Here is a 17,767-nt window from a genome sequence, read left to right on the forward strand (position 1 = left end):
AAAAAGTATGGATATTGCAAAGGAACTCCTCATGAAAGGTGAGGATATGGTCAGGATCATACGAAAAGAGGTAAAGCAGTGACCGTCTGTGTTATCCTCGCAGCCGGTGAAGGAAAACGGATGAGGCCGCTCACCGGTTCCAGGCCAAAAGTCATGCTTCCGCTTGCCGGCAGACCAATGCTTGAACACCTGCTCAATGCGGTGATGGATGCCGGAATAACCGAATTTATCTTTGTCGTCGGGTATGGTGAGGCATCAGTCAGGAACTATTTTGGTGACGGCACGTCCAGAGGGATCTCAATCAGGTATGTGACCCAGAAACGGCAGCAGGGAACCGGCGATGCCCTGATGACAGTCAGGCCACATGTCCATTCGCAGTTTCTCCTGTTAAACGGGGACATGGTCCTGCACTCTGATGATATAAAAGCCATCTTAAAGACTCCGGCCCCGGCCATGGGTGTGTTCACATCATCTCATCCACAGGATTATGGAGTGGTAACTATGGACGGGGAGATCATCACCGGTCTTGAGGAGAAGTCCCTTCACCCGAAAAGCGACCTTATCAATGCCGGCATGTATCTGTTCGAACCAGGGATTTTTGAAGAACTTGAAACCATCAGGCCCTCACCCAGGGGAGAACTAGAGCTGACCGATGCTCTCATGACGTATATTAAGGATAAGACACTCCGTGGGGTTCGCCTTGGATTCTGGGCAGATATGGGATCACCCTGGGATCTCCTGGAGGTTCATGAAGAGATGATGAAAGAGATCATTCCTGAACATCTGGGAGTTATTGAAGAAGGCGTCATCATCAAGGGAGATGTTCAGATCGGACCAGGAACCGTGATCATGTCAGGCTCATACCTGGAAGGTCCGTGTATCATTGGATCTGACTGTAAGATCGGCCCGCATGCCTATATCCGGCCTGGAACGGCGATCGGGAATGCCTGCCATATCGGACATAGCTCAGAGATAAAAAACTCAATCATCATGGACAAGACCAATGTCCCCCATTTCTCCTATGTCGGAGACAGTGTCATCGGGAGTGGTTGTAACCTTGGAGCAGGGACGAAAATTGCAAATCTCCGTCATGATAAAGGGACCATCATCATCGGAGGAACTGATACCAGAAGAAGAAAATTCGGTGCGGTTATCGGTGATGATGTCCTCTTTGGCATAAACTGTTCGATTAATGTCGGATCAGTCATCGGAAACCACTGCAGAATCGGTCCGCATGCCCTGGTTGAAGGGAGACATGACGATCATACGGTGATTCGCCGATGAGTCTGCAGGCAGTCATCCTGGCAGCCGGGGAAGGGGTCCGGCTCCGCCCGCTCACGCAGAACAAACCAAAAGCTCTTATCCCGGTCGCCAATAAGCCGATTATTGAGCATACTATCCTGTCACTTCTGGAAGCGGGGATACGGGATATTATCGTCGTGGTAGGGTATCGGAAAGAGCAGGTGATGCGGCATCTGGCACATCTCAGTGTGCCGGTCATGATCGTACAGCAGCCCGAACAACTTGGCACAGCCCATGCACTCCTCTGCGCACGTGACCGGATTGCAGACGACGTTCTGGTCCTTCCCGGAGATAATTATATCGATCCTGACTCTATCAGGGATATCGCCAGAATAAAAAACTCCCTGTTATACACTACACACCGGCAGCCGTCAAACTTCGGGGTTGTCACCATAGAAGATGATACGGTTACCAGTATCACAGAGAAACCTGTTCTCGCAAGCAGGATGACCGTCAGTTGCGGAGTGTATCACCTGGGATCTGAGCTCCTCGACAGAATGAAGGCTCAAAGTCTTAGTGAGGCAATCGATGCGGAGATTCGATCAAATACCCGAATTATTGCAGTAAAAGCTCATTCCTGGCAGGATGCTATCTATCCGTGGGATCTCCTTGTTATGAATGATCGTCTCCTGCCGTTTATTTCTCAGGAAAAATCGGGAATTATCAGTTCATCAGTCATCATGCAGGGAAAGGTCTCCATTGGATCCGGAACTAAAATCGGCCCTGGAGCCGTTATAACCGGACCGGTAATCATCGGAGAGGACTGCACCATCGGACCGCATGTTGTCATTGAACCGGGAACCAGTATCGGATCCCGGGTGAAGATCGAACCATTCACTGTCATTCGAAGATCGATCCTCATGGATGATGTCGTTATCGCATCCCATAGCAGCATTTCAGGATCAGTCATCGGAGAGGGATGCACTCTTGGAGAGTATACATCAGCAGTGTATGCCAGTGGGTTTATTCCATCAGAAGACACTGCAATCCGTGCTGGATGCGGGGTTATCATGGGAAATGGTGTGTTTTGCAAGCCGTCAGTTATGTTTGAGAATACTATCGTCGGCAATGAGGTAACCATTGAGGGAAGAACGGATCTCAGGTTCTCCAGTACCCGGATTCCGGATAAAACCCGGGTGATATAGGATGTGTGGCATTGTCGGGTATGCCGGATATCGGCGTGCTGCCCCAATCCTGCTCCAGGGTCTTCGAAGACTGGAGTATCGGGGATATGACTCCTATGGGATTGCAACCCTTGCATCTGAGGTATGTGTCCACAAAAAGGCCGGAAAAGTCTCTGACCTTCCAGATTCACAGGGGATGTTACAGGGAACCATCGGAATTGGTCATACCAGATGGGCAACTCATGGTATTCCGTCAGATATCAATGCACATCCACACCAGGACTGCACCGATAAGATTGCGGTTGTTCATAACGGAATAATTGAAAATTATGCACAATTAAAACGGGACCTTATCGGAAGAGGGCATACCTTCCGCTCGGAGACCGATACCGAAGTGATTGCACACCTGATTGAGGAGGCATATACAGGTGATCTGCTTGAAGCGGTCAGGAAAACCCTCCCGCTCCTGACCGGATCCTATGCATTACTAATTATTTCAGCAGGTGAAGACCGGCTCATAGCTGCACGAAATCAGAGCCCCCTGGTTCTTGGCATAGGAGACGGGGAGGTTTTTGCTGCATCAGATATCACACCACTTCTTGAGTATACCTCACGGGTCATTTACCTTGATGATGGTGATATTGCAGAACTCAAACCAGACTTATATTCGGTTTACTTTGGGGATAGTCCTGCAGAACGTGAGATCAAAGAGATCACCTGGACACCAGACACGGTGCAGAAAGGGGGATTTGCCCACTACATGCTCAAGGAGATCTTTGAACAGCCGGATGCCATCCACCGGGCGGTTCACGCCGTTTCTGATGAGACCCTGCCATCCTCTCTCCGTCAGGCTTCCTCTATTACCGTTGTGGCATGCGGGAGCTCGTATCATGCCGGGATGATATTCCGGTACCTTATTGAACCGGCATGCGGCATCCCGGTCAGACTGGAGCTGGGTTCTGAATATAAGTATACCCCGGTTCCGTTCAGCGATGTGATCATCGGTATATCACAGAGTGGTGAAACCGCAGATACACTTTCAGCAATTCGGAAAGGAATCTGTAATAATGTGAAAACCGTTGCGATAACCAACGTTCTTAATAGTTCTATCACCCGGAGTGCCCATGACACCATCCTGATGCATGCCGGCCCTGAGATCAGTGTTGCTGCTTCAAAATCATTCATCGCCCAGGTAGGAGTTCTTATGCAGATTGTGAATATCCTCTCAGGGGGACGATGTCATGACATCCTTGACCATGCGAGATATGCAATAGAGCAGGTTCTCCTGACCGATCTGACCGAGGCGGTGGATCTCTGCAGTAAGGCAGAGCATCTCTTTTATGTCGGACGGGGGGTGTTTTATCCGGTCATGATGGAAGGGGCGCTGAAGATGAAGGAGATCTCCTATATCCATGCCGAGGCGTATGCTGCCGGAGAACTCAAACACGGCCCGTTCGCTCTCTTATCCCCCGGTACTCCGGTAATCGCCATATGTACCCCCGGACCTGCTTACGAGGTCATGCTTGGAAATATGAAAGAGATGAAGGCCAGGGGGACACCTATTGTTGCATTTGGAAATGAAGACGACGGGGATGTCAGGGATATTGCAGATGTAGTAATCCCGCTTCCAAAAGCACATATGTGGACTCAGGTTCTGACATCTACCGTGCTCTTACAACTGCTTGCATATCATACCGCAAACCGGCTGGGAAGAGAGATTGATATGCCGAGAAATCTTGCAAAGAGTGTTACCGTAGAATGAAAAAAAACACTCACCCTGTTATTTCTGTTATTGGCCCATCGACCAGATTTTTATCAGGTATCAGTTATTATACTATCAGACTCTGCAATGCCCTGTCTGAAAAAAGTGCAGTCAATGCAGTACTATTTCGGAATATGCTCCCAAAACGGCTTTTTCCGGGATGGAAGCGAGTGGGTGTCACCACTAGTTCTGTCAGCTTTTCAGATACCGTAGATGTCGCTGAAGTTCTTGACTGGTATAATCCTTTTTCATGGGCAACAGGGGCTCAGAGGATCAGGAGATCGGATGTGATCATCCTTGAATGGTGGACATCCAGTGTCGTGCACATGTTCCTTGCCCTGCTCCTGCTCTCCGGTAGGAAAGCCAGGATACTCATTGAATTTCATGAAGTAGTAGATCCCCTGGAGTACGCCATCCTTCCGCTCCGGATGTACGCAAAGGCGATGGGGAGGATCATCCGGCGAAAGGCGGACAGGTTTATTGTTCACTCAGAGCATGACCGGAAGCTGATCGCATCCCAGTACAGGATTGATCCATCGAGGATTGTGGTAATCCCTCATGGACTCTATGATCAGTATCCGATAATGAAGAAAGAAGAGAGTACATTACAACTGGGAGTCCAGGGTAAATGTGTCCTGTTATTCTTCGGTCTGCTTAGACCATACAAGGGTGTATCTCATCTTATTCAGGCATTTGAAAAACTCCCTTCTTATCTCCTTGAGAAGACCGTCCTCATTATTGCCGGGGAGGCCTGGGAAGATCAGGAGTCTCTTGATCGTGTCAAAGAATCGCCAGTCTCTGACAGGATCATTCTTGAAAACCGGTATATTTCAGATGAGGATATTCCGGTATTTTTTTCTGCCGCAGATCTCCTGGTGCTTCCCTATACCCGTGCCTCCCAGAGCGGGGTAGCTCATATCGGCATTGCATACGGCCTTCCCATACTGGCGACAGAGGTGGGAGGACTTGTGGAAAGCCTTGGATCCTACGCAGGGACCAGATTTGTCAGGCCTGGTGATAATGACGGACTGGCTGAGGCAATGACAGATCTGATACTCCACAAAAAGCAGGACCGGTATGATCCCCCTGAGGAGATGAGATGGAACAGGATTGCAGAGAGGTTTATGAACGAGATAATCAATCCCGTTTGGGAGAAGATATGAGAATTGCAATCCTTTCCTGCGTGGATTTTAAAATTCCAGGGGGTGCTGAGCGGTTCTTTATTGATATGGCACGGGCATTGAATGCAACCATCGTCTGTTTGTCGGTCAGTGATGATTTGTGCACCATATATCCTGACGCTGCACAGGTCAGATTCTTTCCTCTTCATAAAACACTTCCTGACGAACCTCTTCGCCAGATTGCAGGGATGAGATTGTTTAAAAAAATCAGCCTGGATTACGACTTTTTCATTGCCACCGATGATATGACTCTCCGGTTTTTGTCAGAGGAGATCCCGCATATGTACATGATGCTGACACCGCGACGTGCATTGTATGATATGTACTACCCTACCCTGGCATCTATGCCGTTTGGAAAACGAGAGATTTTCATGATAATCCTGGGCATATTCCGGTTCCTTGACCGAAGGTTTGTAAAAAAGCATGTCAGATCAATTGCCGGTATCTCCCATACCGTCAGAACAAGGATCTGGAAGGCATATCAAAAGCCTGCAACGGTCATCTACCCGCCCATACATCTGGAAAAATATCAGAACCTGGGATATGGTGATTACTGGCTTTCGGTCAGCAGGATTGATAAATGGAAGAGGATTGACCTGCAGCTTGAGGCATTCCGCCTTCTGCCGGATAAAAAACTTGTGATCGCGGGTAAGATATATCCGGATTATGAACATCTTGTTCATGAAGCCCCGCAAAATGTCACTTTCCTTGGCCCGGTGCCTGATGAGGAACTCCTGACCCTGTATGGCAGATGCAGAGGGTTTCTCACAACCGCTATTGATGAAGATTACGGACTGACCCCACTTGAAGCAATGGCCTGTGAAAAGCCGGTGGTTGCTGTGTATGAAGGGGGGTACCAGGAGACCGTTGCAGATGGATATACCGGTTTTCTGGTTGCACCACATGCTGCGGATATTGCCAAAGCCATCAGGGATGTGGATACTGATCCCTCCCGGTTCGGGCATGAGGCACGAAAGAGAGCAGAACTTTTTGATTACAAGATATTTAAGGAACAAATTGAAACGTATGTGCATACCTGCTTTGAGGAATATACATCAGAAAAAGACCAGGGGATCCATGGGGAGTACGAGTGAATGAATTGGAATGATAAGAATGTACTGATCACCGGCGTCAGTGGATTTGCCGGTTCATATCTTGCCCGGGATCTTCTGGATAAAGGAGCCCGGGTCTATGGCATGGTGCGAAGGCGGTCAGATGGCACCATACCAAAGAATGTGTCACAAAAGAAGATTGAACGGGCAATTACCTACGTTGAGGCAGGTCTTGAAGACCTGACCGGTATCGCAAATGCAATTGATTGTGCAGAACCGGATTACATCTTTCATCTGGCCGCCCAGTCATTTGTCCCAAGATCCTTCTCCCATCCTCTTGAGACTGCCCAGATAAACGGTCTTGGAACAAACAATCTGCTTGAGGCGGTCAGGATGAAAGGAGCAGACCCGGTGCTGGTCTTTGCGGGAACCAGTGAAGAATACGGGCTTGTTATCAGCTCTGATGAACAGTATACCAGACTGAAAGAGAAATACGGGAATATCTTCCCTGAACCGGATACGATCCCAGAACTCCCGATCCATGAAAATAACCCGCTCAGACCCATGTCTCCGTATGCGGTCTCCAAGGTATATGGGGATTATCTCTTCAGGAATTATTTCTACACCTATGGTCTGAAAGGAATTGTATCACGGGCTTTTAATCATGAGGGGGCCGGACGGGGTATTCAGTTTGTAACCTCAGTTATCACCAGCCAGGTCAGTCATTTCAGGTGTAATGAGGCGGATAAAATTACTATCGGGAATGTGAATGCATTTCGTGACTGGTCACATATTGATGACATCGTGCATGGATATGAGATCCTTGCCATGAAAGGAAAACCCGGGGATGTCTATAACCAGGGATCAAACAGAACCACATCAGTTCTCAGTTACATACTCCACAGCATTGAGGCATGTGGTATGCCGGTCCAGGAGATCTGCACGACCAGAACTGGAAAGTGCCTGAAAGATCCCCTGGAGCCTGACAATGAGGCACTATTTGGTGCACATTTTGAGAAATCAAAAGTTGACCGGATGATACTTGACGGCACTCTGGATTTCGGACCACAGGATGGGGGAATTCTTGTCAGGACTCCTGAAAAGACAATTCCTGTTGAATTTGATCTGGAGCGGTTCAGACCATCTGATGTCCCGATTTTGTTTGCTGATATCAGAAAGATCGAACAATTAGGGTACGAAGTCAGGTACCAGATTAGAGACATTGTACAGGATCAGATGAATTTCTATATGGACCCGGAGAACAGATGTAGTATTCATACAATTGATCGAGCGTGATGAGATGGAATATTCAAGATATCTAAAACCCTTTACTCTCATATTAGGAGCAATAGTTCTCCTCATTACCTTTTTTTCATTTATTATCAGAACTCTTCCTGCATACTCAGGAAATACCGATGTGCTGATGTTTGTCGGAATGGATGACCCGACCTATCAATTACGCAGGATTGAACAGATTATCGCAAACTATCCGAATGTTGCCTGGTTTGATCCGATGACCTACTTCCCGTTCGGACAACCCATGCACTGGGGACCACTCTTCCCCTTCCTCGGAGCCACCATCTGTCTGATCACCGGGGCTGCCACCAGAACGGAGATCATCTCTGTTTCACTCTTCCTTCCCTGTGTGATGGCAGCACTTCTGGTCCCGGTCATCTACCTCCTGGTGAGCAGGGTTGCAGACTGGAAAGCGGGGCTTGCAGCAGCATTCTTCATCGCCATTGTGCCAGGGCAGTTCTTCTTTAGATCCTTTTACGGGTACCTGGATCATCATGCAGGAGAAGTCTTTTTCAGCACGCTCTTTTGTCTGTGTTATATTACTGCACTCGTTTACAGCAGAAAGCATCCGGTCGATCTCAAAGACAAGGAGACCTGGAAGATTCCCATATTCCTTGGAATTTTATGTGGAATCACCTATGTCCTCGGACTTGCCCTGATGCCAACCATGTTATTGTTCGCCCTTATCGTCGGGATGTTCACCCCGGTCTGGTTTATTATCCAGCGGTACATCGGGCATCTGGGAGCATCGGCTCTGGTCATTAATTCGGTAACGTTCCTCGTCGCAATCATCGGATTTTTCTTCATCGGTGTGCATTCAGAAGGAGGACTCAATTATTACACCATCGGGCATCCAATAGCCTATACTCTCCTGATTCTGGCAAATGTTCTCCTCTTTGGATTTTCTTATCAGCTTCGGGACAAGCCCTACTGGTACTATGTCGGCGCCATTATCGGAGTTTCCATTCTTGGCATTATTGCCCTTGCAGTTATCCTTCCTGACCTGTTTGCATACATGATGGCAAATGCCAATGCATTCTTTGGTTCTGATGATATTCACTGGAAGACGATTCAGGAAGCACGACCATGGAGCTTTGATGATGCGTGGAGGACATTCCAGTATAGTCTTCTCCTCTTTGGCGCCGGAGCAGCGGTTCTCCTGTACCGGATCAGAAAAGAACTCTGTCCGTCCCATGCGTTTACCCTTATCTGGGCTGTCGTTATCTTTTACGCAACCTGTCAGCATATCAGATATGAGTACTACCTGGCAGTACCGGTTGCCATACTGGCAGGAATTGCCGTAGGATTTGCTCTTGATATCATTCGACTTCCCTTCGGACAAAAGCCTGAAACCTCACCAATGGATGAAGACCATCAGTCTGGTAAGAAAAAAGCAGGGAAAAGCCATGACATCTCACGGGGGAGATCCGGGTACCCATCAGGATCAGTGAAGGCAGGATCATATCTATTCCTGGCGATTATTCTCATTCTGGCTCTTCTCTTCTCATATCAGGCCCTAGGACGGGATCTCATGATGGGGGCATACAACTTAAACCCGGACTGGAGAGAGGCCACTGAATGGATGAACAAGAACACCCCTGATCCGGGGGTTGATTATTTTGCAATCTATGATGAGAAGAATTTTACCTACCCGGATAGTGCCTACGGGGTCATGTCATGGTGGGATTATGGACATATCATTACGTACCTTGGAAAACGAATGCCCAATGCAAATCCCTTCCAGTACGGGGTGAACGGACCGAACGGATCTGCCAGGTTCTTCATGACGAAGAATGAGAGTGAGGCAGACCAGATACTTACCAATCTGAGGACAAAATATGTCATCACCGACTATGAGATGGATACCGGGAAATTCTGGGCCATGTCTACCTGGGATGATCCTGAGGTCGGTGTGTATCCCTACCAGCGGACCTTCATCTTTCCAAGTCCGGATGATCCAAAATCGGGAGTAAACTACCCGCTTCTCACCAATGAGTACTATCAGACGATGATCTCCCGTCTCCATAACTTTGACGGCACCTATACCGAACCAGGCAATGTGTACTTCCTGCGGTACATGAAACCCTCGGCTTCGGGCCTTAATGCACCGGTTGTCGTTGATGGAGGGCAGACGAACTATACTACAGGAAAAGCCCTTGTGAACTCATTTAATGCACAGGAAAATCCCCAATACGATGTCATCCTGGCCAACTTCGGATACACGGATCCGGTAGAGCCGGTCCAGGCACTCAGTCATTACCGGCTCATCTTTGAGTCAAGTACCAGGACCACTCCTGCAGATATGCATGATCTACGGTATGTGAAGATCTTCGAGCATGTGAAAGGGGCACAGATACCTGGTGAGGGCATGCTGGAGTTACCGGTTAAGACAAACACCGGGCGGGAATTTATCTACCGGACACAGAGTGTCAACGGTACCTTTACTGTGCCGTATCCGACAGAGACAACCGTCGGTGCGATTACAATCCCAGAAAAGTACCGCAACACAAAAACCGGAGCTGAATACCAGGTCACAGAAAAGCAGGTATCAGAGGGACAGAGCATTTAATATGTGCAGAGGAATAGGGAGAGTATGAATCTGGAGAACCTTAAGGCCGGAGCGTTTGTGCGGTATCCTCGCACCGGAACCTCCGGAACAATCACACGGCTGGTAGACAAGAACGGGAGGCGTTTTGCTGAACTGGATTCAACCGGCCTGTTATACCGGCTTGACCAGTTGATTCCTGCTGAATCTGTCCAGAAGAATGAGCGTGAAATTGACCGGGATGAACAGCTTGCACGGCTGGAGCAGGAAAGAAGTCAGGTTGAGAAAGAAGCAATGGAAGAACCACCAAACCTGGATGGTGCCTGCGCCGGAGCAGGATAATACAGGTAGATGAACACCGGTTTCAGGTGCATATGAACATGATGGGGAACGCACCTGTTCCTGCTCTGCGGTTATGGCTATAAGTATGATCCGATGGAAATACGTAAGGAGGTTGAATAGCTGGTGCCAGAAGAACTGATTCCAAATACTAATATTGGTGTGGTCGGTCATGTTGACCATGGCAAGACCACACTGGTAAATACCCTCACCGGCGTCTGGACTGACAGACATAGTGAGGAGATGAAACGGGGCATATCTATCAGACTTGGATATGCAGATGCTGTCTTTTACCGGTGCAGAAAATGCCGGGGGCCTGAGGGACTGACGACAACCCCGGTCTGTACGAGGTGTGACAGTGAGACAGAACCTGTTCGTGCTGTTTCTTTTGTGGATGCACCCGGACATGAAACGTTAATGGCAACCATGCTCTCAGGCTCTGCCCTGATGGACGGTGCCATGCTGGTGATTTCAGCAGCTGACCGGTGCCCGCAGCCCCAGACAAAAGAACACCTTATGGCTCTTGAACTGGTCGGGATTAAGAAAATTGTCATCGTCCAGAACAAGATCGATGTGGTCTCCCATAAGGAAGCAATCCGCAATTATGAGGAGATTAAGGCTTTTGTCAAGGGAACGATAGCGGAGAATGCGCCAATCATACCGGTATCAGCACAAAAAAATATCAATATCTGGGCACTTATTCAGGCTCTTGACGAAGTCATTCCAGAGCCGTCACGCCATCCGGAGGCTGATCCGGTCATGCTCATCGCCCGTTCATTTGATGTGAACCGGCCAGGATGCAGCTGGAAGGATGTCAAAGGTGGCGTTGTCGGGGGTTCTCTTATCAGGGGTCTTATTGAGGATGGTGCCGAGATTGAGATCCGGCCTGGTATCCAGAACCAGGTGGAGAACAAGACCAAGTGGGAGCCTATCATCACCAAGGTGACAGAGATCCATAAAGGACAGAAGAAAGTCCATGTTGCAACTCCCGGAGGTCTCCTTGCCATCGGTACAAAACTCGACCCCGCGATTACCAAAAGTGATATGCTTGCCGGACAGGTCCTTGGTCATGTCGGAAAACTCCCCCCGGTCTGGGAGAAGATGTGGTTCTCAGTAAAACTTATGGAGCGGGTTGTCGGCTCAAATAGTGAGGTTTCCATTGAACCACTCAAACAGCGCGAGCCTTTGATGCTCTCTGTCGGGACTGCTGTAACAGTCGGTCTGGTGAGCAATACCCGGAAAGATGCAGCTGAAGTCGTTCTCAAACGGCCGGTCTGTGCCAGCATCGGGTCACCTATCGCTATCAGCAGGCAGGTTGGTGGACGGTGGCGACTGATCGGGATGGGAACGCTGATCGAGTGACCATCCTTATCGACACCAATGCCTTTCTCATGGCATCGCAATTCAAGATAGACCTCCTTGATGAACTGAAATGGATGCTCGGCTCGGTCAGAATGGTTGTGCCGGAGATCGTGATCAGGGAACTTGAAGGACTGGCACGGGGAAAAGGGAAACATGCAGCATCGGCACGTCTCGGACTCCTGTTCGCACAGAAATGTGAGATCATTGCATCATCAGGACAAGGCACTCCGGACGAACAGATACTGATGAGTGCAAAGGATCTCCGGTGTGGTGTGGTCACCAATGACCGGAGACTTCGTGATCAGGTTCTGGATGTCGGCCTCCCTGTTGTCAGCCTTGCAGGAAAACAGAAATTAGAGTTGATTCGGAGATAAGAGAATGTATTACCGGTTGGAACTGATTGACAAGGTGCGGGTTCCTCCTCACCGGCTTGGGGAGGATCTCACAACTGTCATTCTGGATGTGCTGCAGGAGCAGCTGGAAGGAAGTATCGACAAGGAGATCGGGATTTTCATCGCCGTTACCAAGGTTCTCCGGATTGGAGAAGGGGAGATGGTCCCTGGAGACGGTGCGGTCTACTATGATGTAGACTTTGAAGGTCTGGCTCTTCGGCTTTCCCTTCAGGAGATTATTGAAGGTATTGTAGTAGAAACCACCAGTTTTGGTGCGTTTGTCAGCCTTGGACCGATTGATGCGATGCTTCACGTGAGTCAGATATCTGATGAATACATCAGTTATGATGAGAAGAACTCGCAGCTGATCTGTCAGGATTCTGGTCGTCATCTTGGTGTCGGGTCTCTTGTCAGGGCACGGGTTGTCACCCTGAGTCTGAATGAACGTGAACCTCGTGAAAGCAAGATTGGTCTTACCATGCGACAGGCAGGTCTTGGGAACCTTGTCTGGCTTGAAGAAGACATGAAGAACGAACAGAAAGAGAAGAGTGCGGTGTAAGCATGGCGAGCGGAAAGAAGAAACAACATATGGTCTGTCGTGACTGTCACCGGGTTGTTGAAGGAACCTCCTGCTCCATCTGTGGAACCTCCAATCTTACCGCAGACTGGACCGGATACCTGGTCATCATCGATCCGGAGCATAGCGAAGTGGCCCGCCGGATGAATATCACCCTCCCCGGAAGATATGCCCTTAAGGTCCGTTGATGCGAATTCTTCCTGCCCGGCACCGCCAGTTATTTAAAGAACCATTTGGCACCCTTTTTCACTCTTTTGAGGAAGTTCTCAAATTTTTACCAGGAAGACCTGTATTTAGTGTTGGTGATGTCGTCACTGCAAATCTTCTCAGGGCCGGCCGGCCTCCGGAGGTTGCGGTTGTGGACGGGCATACCATGCGTCAGCCATATCCGGGAGTGACCATCCCTGAGTATCATCAGCTGTTGGTAAAAAACCCGGCTGGCGGTCTTACCGAAGACCTGATCGATGCAACACAGGTTGCAGCATCTCGTCAGGGGACGGTTATTCAGGTTGAAGGAGAAGAGGATCTGGCAGTTGTTCCGCTGGCAATGCACGCGCCTCTGGGAACTGTCATTCTCTATGGCCAGCCAGGAGAAGGAGTCGTTTTACTCTCAATTACCCCGGCAATGAAGAAAAGGGCAGAAGAGCTGTTCACCTGTTTTGAAGAGGTCAGCACCCCGACTGCGCGCGAGGTATTTAACATCTGACAGGTAACCTAATACGGATCTCTATGGAGATTACGATTACTTCACAAACAGAGAATGTGCTGTTAAACCGGAAAGAGATCGGGTTTAGCATCACATTTACCGGAGCAACCCCGTCACGTAAGATGGTCCATGCGAAACTTGCAGCAATGCTCAACGCACCAAAGGATCAGCTGGTGATCGGATCCCTTCACAACCGTTTTGGATTAACTGAAATTACAGGCGATGCACGGGTCTACACTTCAGCTGAATACCTGAAGAAGATCGAACCGGAGTATATCCGAAAGCGTGGTATGGCCGGAGAACAAGAAGGCAACGCAGATGCTCAGGATGCACCGTCCGGTGACGCTGCGGAGGCATCATAAGGGGGACGATGAAATATGGCAGCAAAAAAAGCAAAAAAATCAGAGAAGGCCGCAGTCAAGCGGTCAGCATATTTCAAGGTTGAAGGAAAGAGTGCAGTTCCTCAACGCAGGTACTGTCCCCGATGTGGTCCGGGCGTTTTCATGGGTGAACACAAAGACCGTGTTACCTGTGGAAAGTGTGGATACACTGAGTTCAAGAAGTAACCCTGATGAAGATCGGACCGGTACTGGGGATCGAGGGAACTGCCTGGAACCTCAGTGCTGCTCTTTTTGATGATGACCTCATAAAACTGGTCTCTCATCCCTACAAACCTGTGCAGGGCGGTATACATCCGCGTGAAGCAGCCCAGCATCATGCATCCGTCATTACCAGTGTCATTGAAGAGGTACTGAAAGGAAATCCGACTCCGGTAGCTGTGGCTTTTTCTCAGGGGCCAGGTCTTGGTCCATGCCTTCGGATTGTCGGAACCGCTGCCCGGGCACTTGCATTATCCTTTGATGTTCCACTCATCGGGGTAAATCATTGTGTAGCTCATGTTGAGATTGGGAGATTTGCATCAGGATTTGACGATCCAATCGTCCTGTATGCAAGCGGCGCAAATACCCAGGTTTTGGGATATCTTCAGGGCAGATACCGGATATTTGGGGAAACTCTTGACATCGGGATTGGAAATGCAATTGACAAGTTTGCACGAAGTCAGGGTCTTCCCCATCCTGGCGGACCGGAAGTGGAACGGATAGCAAAGAACGGTTCATACCTTCCTCTTCCCTATACCGTCAAGGGCATGGATCTGGCCTTTTCAGGTCTTGTAAGTGCCGCAAAGGATGCATCAGCCCCGCTTGAGGATGTCTGTTACAGTCTCCAGGAGACAGCCTTTGCCATGTGTACTGAGGTCACAGAGCGCGCATTGTCACAGACAGGAAAAGATCAGCTGATCCTCGTCGGAGGTGTCGGGATGAATAAGCGTCTGCAGGAGATGCTCTCCTGTATGTGCGAAGACCGTGATGCAGCGTTCTCAGTCCCGATCCCCCAGTACCTTGGGGATAATGGCGCCATGATCGCGTATACGGGGAGGATTATGCTTGAGTCCGGATCAGTTCTGCCGGTTGAGCAGTCACAGGTGAATCCCTCGTACCGTGCAGACCAGGTTGAGGTCACCTGGAGAGAGGAGCCCCCTGCTTCTGACCGGCATCCGGATACATATAATGCGCGGGGCGCGGAGGCCATCGTCCGGTTCTGTGACGGAGCAGCATCCAAGATCCGGGTATCAAAGCGATATCGGCATCCCGAACTTGACCGGCGACTTATTGCAGAGCGGACCAGGGCTGAAGCACGACTTATCGCTGAGGCACGAAAAGCCGGGGTCAGGACTCCGATCATCAGAGAGATAACTCCGGATACAATTGTCATGGAGCATATCGACGGGGTGAAACTCAAAGAATGCCTCTCTCCAGAGCTCCTTGAGGAGACCGGACGGATGGTCGGGAAACTTCATGCCGCACAGATTGTGCATGGAGACCTGACAACCTGCAATTTCCTGATACATGACGGAAAGACCTGGCTGATAGACTTTGGTCTTGCCGGAACCTCGTCAGAGATAGAACATCGTGGCGTGGATATTCATGTCCTCTTCCAGGTCCTCGAGAGCACATCCAAAGAGTCAGACATTCTGAAAGAGGCGTTCATCCAGGGATATCGTGAAAAGATGCCTCTTGCGGATGAGATACTAAACCGGGAACATGAGATTGAACTGCGGGGAAGATACCTGTGAGAATCACGTTTGTAACCAGCAATGAGCACAAGGCACGGGAAGCGGCAGGGATCCTTGCAGGTCTTGCCGAGATCGAACATGTCCCCTTGGAAATTCCGGAGCTCAGGTATGAATCAGTGGCAGAGATTGCAGCGGGAAAAGCAGCATATGCCTACTCGGTCCTGCAGCGGCCCGTCATCACTGACGACACCGGACTCTTTATCCACGCACTCAATGGATTTCCCGGTACCTGTGCTGCATATGTCCAGAAGACCATTGGGAATACCGGAATCCTGGCCCTTATGGCAGGATATGCAAACCGTTCCGCCACATTTGAGACCGGGATAGCATATCACGACAAGGATTGTCAGAGATCATTCACCGGGGCTATCAAAGGGACTATCGTCCTTCCCAGGGGATGTGGAGGATTCGGATACGACCCAGTCTTTGAAGTGGATGGAAAAACCCTGGCAGAGATGACAGGAGAAGAGAAGAACCGGATCTCTCATCGGGCTATCGGTCTGCATGCATTGCGAAGATGGCTTGCTGAAGAGAAGCAGTAAGACATAACCCTTATGTGAGGATACAACCCTCTATATAAGACAGATATTTACGGAGATATCATATGGCACGTTTTCCTGAGGCAGAAGCACGGCTTCTTAATGTTAAGATTTGTATGCACTGCAATGCCCGTAACCCGGTCAGGGCAGTCAGCTGTAGAAAGTGCGGGTATGTACACCTGCGTCCAAAGAACAAGGATCGGAAAGCCTGATCATTCAGGCTGAATAAAACGTTACTTTTTTTCCTTTTGCACTATATTCTCCCTTGAAGGTCTCAATATTTCGTTTATACCCGATCCGGTCAGTAATTCCAATTCTGCGAAGTTCTTCCCTGACACGCATCACATCAGCTTCATCTTCCCAGTCCGCAGTGTAGACATAGATGACTTTCCGCTCATCACGGGCATCCGGATCTGGTTTTGCCGTCGACACTTTTGCGGAAATGCCTAAAGTTCCTTCCCATGTCCGGTCACGGATCTGACGCCAGATATCATCCACCTGATCAGGCGGGAGAAATACCAGCCATTTCCCAGCCTTTTCAATGTCTGCAGCCCGGCCATCGACATGAGGTGAGTCCTGTTCAATCCACCTTGCCTGAAAAGTCTTGCTGGGAATGACACCTTCCCCTTCACGAATCATCCGGTAAATCTCTTCAGGAGACTGAAACTGTCTGATGAGGAGATCGTATACTTCCGGATAAATAGTAGAAAATTCGGTAAATATTTCATGGAACAGTTCTTCGAAAGGTTCACCGCTCTCTACGATGAGAGAGAGGGATTTTTTACGCATATGCAGCTGGCTTCTGAAAAAGAACTCAAAAATGGCATATGCGCTGTCCGAGAGTTCAACCGTATCAGCTGCGTCCATACTCAGGAATAATGCCTGACGGGAAAAAATAGATATTGGTTATCTAAAACAGGGTGCTGTTCGGGTACAACATGATAAGGCCGCGCCATGCTTCTTCAGCGGCATCTTCATCAGCATCAGCCTGTGCTTTCAGGGAGTTGCGGGTATCTTTATTATGTGTTGCAAGTCCGCTGCTTTTCCCTAGTTCCTCATTTGCTTCACTGCTGGATACCAGGTAAAAGAGCAGCTTGGTGACATTGAAAGCAACCGGATAAAATTCAGGACTGACCTTCATCGCAGTTGCGGAGTAATAAGCGGACTGGACGTCGATCCGTTCACTGCTGTTCAGATTCCGGTCATTAAGACCGGTGATTACCGGTGTAACGAGGATCAGGAACTTTTCATCATCATATGGCTCTGAAGTTCCTATCTTTGGGATCATGGTCATGGTGGTCGGTTCGGTTGCTGCATAACAAAACCCGCATGATGCAATGACTGCCAGGAGCAGAAATGCAATCTTCCACTGTTTTCGTATCATATAAATCACATGAATGTCTGTGTCCTCATGGGAAATAGTACCCCTATGTCCAGTTACCTGCTTTGTGATGGG

At 49.3% G+C, this 17,767-nt stretch carries 20 protein-coding genes; 18 read left to right on the forward strand and 2 right to left on the reverse strand.

Annotated features, from left to right (window positions below):
* Nucleotides 1-78 precede the first annotated feature (78 nt).
* From glmU to LDL35_RS07185, 18 genes are all read left to right on the forward strand, one after another.
* Nucleotides 79-1,284 carry a bifunctional sugar-1-phosphate nucleotidylyltransferase/acetyltransferase gene (glmU, locus tag LDL35_RS07100; RefSeq protein ID WP_304020931.1) on the forward strand — a complete coding sequence of 402 codons (1,206 nt, stop codon included), beginning with the start codon at nucleotides 79-81 and terminating at the stop codon, nucleotides 1,282-1,284.
* Entirely contained in the window at nucleotides 1,281-2,447 is a 1,167-nt protein-coding gene (locus LDL35_RS07105) for a sugar phosphate nucleotidyltransferase (RefSeq protein ID WP_304020933.1), read from the forward strand. The genes glmU and LDL35_RS07105 overlap by 4 nt, the downstream gene beginning before the upstream one ends.
* A 1-nt stretch (nucleotide 2,448) precedes the next feature.
* Nucleotides 2,449-4,188: a glutamine--fructose-6-phosphate transaminase (isomerizing) gene (glmS, locus tag LDL35_RS07110; protein ID WP_304020936.1), complete on the forward strand. Its 1,740-nt coding sequence runs from the start codon at nucleotides 2,449-2,451 to the stop codon at nucleotides 4,186-4,188.
* Nucleotides 4,185-5,351: a glycosyltransferase gene (locus LDL35_RS07115; RefSeq protein WP_304020939.1), complete on the forward strand. Its 1,167-nt coding sequence runs from the start codon at nucleotides 4,185-4,187 to the stop codon at nucleotides 5,349-5,351. The genes glmS and LDL35_RS07115 overlap by 4 nt, the downstream gene beginning before the upstream one ends.
* A complete protein-coding gene (locus LDL35_RS07120) occupies nucleotides 5,348-6,463 on the forward strand; it encodes a glycosyltransferase (protein ID WP_304020941.1) in 1,116 nt (371 codons plus the stop codon). Before LDL35_RS07115 ends, LDL35_RS07120 begins: the two co-directional genes overlap by 4 nt.
* A complete protein-coding gene (locus tag LDL35_RS07125; RefSeq protein ID WP_304020943.1) occupies nucleotides 6,464-7,717 on the forward strand; it encodes a GDP-mannose 4,6-dehydratase in 1,254 nt (417 codons plus the stop codon). It abuts the gene before it with no gap.
* A gap of 4 nt (nucleotides 7,718-7,721) precedes the next feature.
* The gene (locus LDL35_RS07130; protein WP_304020946.1) at nucleotides 7,722-10,286 is read left to right on the forward strand and encodes an oligosaccharyl transferase, archaeosortase A system-associated; all 2,565 of its coding nucleotides are present in this window, start codon (nucleotides 7,722-7,724) and stop codon (nucleotides 10,284-10,286) included.
* 24 nt (nucleotides 10,287-10,310) lie between these two features.
* Nucleotides 10,311-10,604 carry a DUF2098 domain-containing protein gene (locus LDL35_RS07135; protein ID WP_304020947.1) on the forward strand — a complete coding sequence of 98 codons (294 nt, stop codon included), beginning with the start codon at nucleotides 10,311-10,313 and terminating at the stop codon, nucleotides 10,602-10,604.
* A 123-nt stretch (nucleotides 10,605-10,727) separates the two neighbouring features.
* Nucleotides 10,728-11,963 carry a translation initiation factor IF-2 subunit gamma gene (eif2g, locus tag LDL35_RS07140; RefSeq protein WP_304020949.1) on the forward strand — a complete coding sequence of 412 codons (1,236 nt, stop codon included), beginning with the start codon at nucleotides 10,728-10,730 and terminating at the stop codon, nucleotides 11,961-11,963.
* The gene (locus LDL35_RS07145; protein ID WP_304020951.1) at nucleotides 11,927-12,337 is read left to right on the forward strand and encodes a nucleotide-binding protein; all 411 of its coding nucleotides are present in this window, start codon (nucleotides 11,927-11,929) and stop codon (nucleotides 12,335-12,337) included. The genes eif2g and LDL35_RS07145 overlap by 37 nt, the downstream gene beginning before the upstream one ends.
* 4 nt (nucleotides 12,338-12,341) lie before the next feature.
* A complete protein-coding gene (locus LDL35_RS07150; RefSeq protein WP_011449808.1) occupies nucleotides 12,342-12,914 on the forward strand; it encodes a DNA-directed RNA polymerase in 573 nt (190 codons plus the stop codon).
* A gap of 2 nt (nucleotides 12,915-12,916) precedes the next feature.
* Entirely contained in the window at nucleotides 12,917-13,120 is a 204-nt protein-coding gene (gene spt4 / locus LDL35_RS07155) for a transcription elongation factor subunit Spt4 (RefSeq protein WP_304020954.1), read from the forward strand.
* Nucleotides 13,120-13,638, forward strand: a complete 519-nt coding sequence (locus tag LDL35_RS07160) for a GTP-dependent dephospho-CoA kinase family protein (RefSeq protein ID WP_304020956.1) — start codon at nucleotides 13,120-13,122, stop codon at nucleotides 13,636-13,638. Before spt4 ends, LDL35_RS07160 begins: the two co-directional genes overlap by 1 nt.
* Nucleotides 13,639-13,661: 23 nt before the next feature.
* Nucleotides 13,662-14,000: a 30S ribosomal protein S24e gene (locus LDL35_RS07165; protein ID WP_304020959.1), complete on the forward strand. Its 339-nt coding sequence runs from the start codon at nucleotides 13,662-13,664 to the stop codon at nucleotides 13,998-14,000.
* A gap of 15 nt (nucleotides 14,001-14,015) precedes the next feature.
* Nucleotides 14,016-14,204 (forward strand): 30S ribosomal protein S27ae, encoded by a 189-nt coding sequence (locus tag LDL35_RS07170; protein ID WP_304020962.1) that lies wholly within the window; start codon nucleotides 14,016-14,018, stop codon nucleotides 14,202-14,204.
* Nucleotides 14,205-14,209: 5 nt separating this feature from the next.
* Nucleotides 14,210-15,772, forward strand: a complete 1,563-nt coding sequence (locus LDL35_RS07175) for a bifunctional N(6)-L-threonylcarbamoyladenine synthase/serine/threonine protein kinase (RefSeq protein ID WP_304020964.1) — start codon at nucleotides 14,210-14,212, stop codon at nucleotides 15,770-15,772.
* A complete protein-coding gene (gene rdgB, locus LDL35_RS07180; RefSeq protein WP_304020966.1) occupies nucleotides 15,769-16,314 on the forward strand; it encodes an RdgB/HAM1 family non-canonical purine NTP pyrophosphatase in 546 nt (181 codons plus the stop codon). Before LDL35_RS07175 ends, rdgB begins: the two co-directional genes overlap by 4 nt.
* A 62-nt stretch (nucleotides 16,315-16,376) precedes the next feature.
* Nucleotides 16,377-16,523, forward strand: a complete 147-nt coding sequence (locus LDL35_RS07185; RefSeq protein WP_011449815.1) for a 50S ribosomal protein L40e — start codon at nucleotides 16,377-16,379, stop codon at nucleotides 16,521-16,523.
* 4 nt (nucleotides 16,524-16,527) lie between these two features.
* Here the strand turns inward: LDL35_RS07185 and LDL35_RS07190 are convergent, their stop codons facing one another.
* The gene (locus LDL35_RS07190; protein WP_304020970.1) at nucleotides 16,528-17,178 is read right to left on the reverse strand and encodes a putative phosphothreonine lyase domain-containg protein; all 651 of its coding nucleotides are present in this window, start codon (nucleotides 17,176-17,178) and stop codon (nucleotides 16,528-16,530) included.
* A 43-nt stretch (nucleotides 17,179-17,221) separates the two neighbouring features.
* On the reverse strand, nucleotides 17,222-17,767 hold a 546-nt coding region (locus LDL35_RS07195; protein ID WP_304020973.1), incomplete at its 5' end, for a hypothetical protein.

The sequence above is a fragment of the Methanospirillum hungatei genome, from assembly GCF_020216685.1.
Classification (GTDB): Archaea; Halobacteriota; Methanomicrobia; order Methanomicrobiales; family Methanospirillaceae; genus Methanospirillum; species Methanospirillum hungatei_B.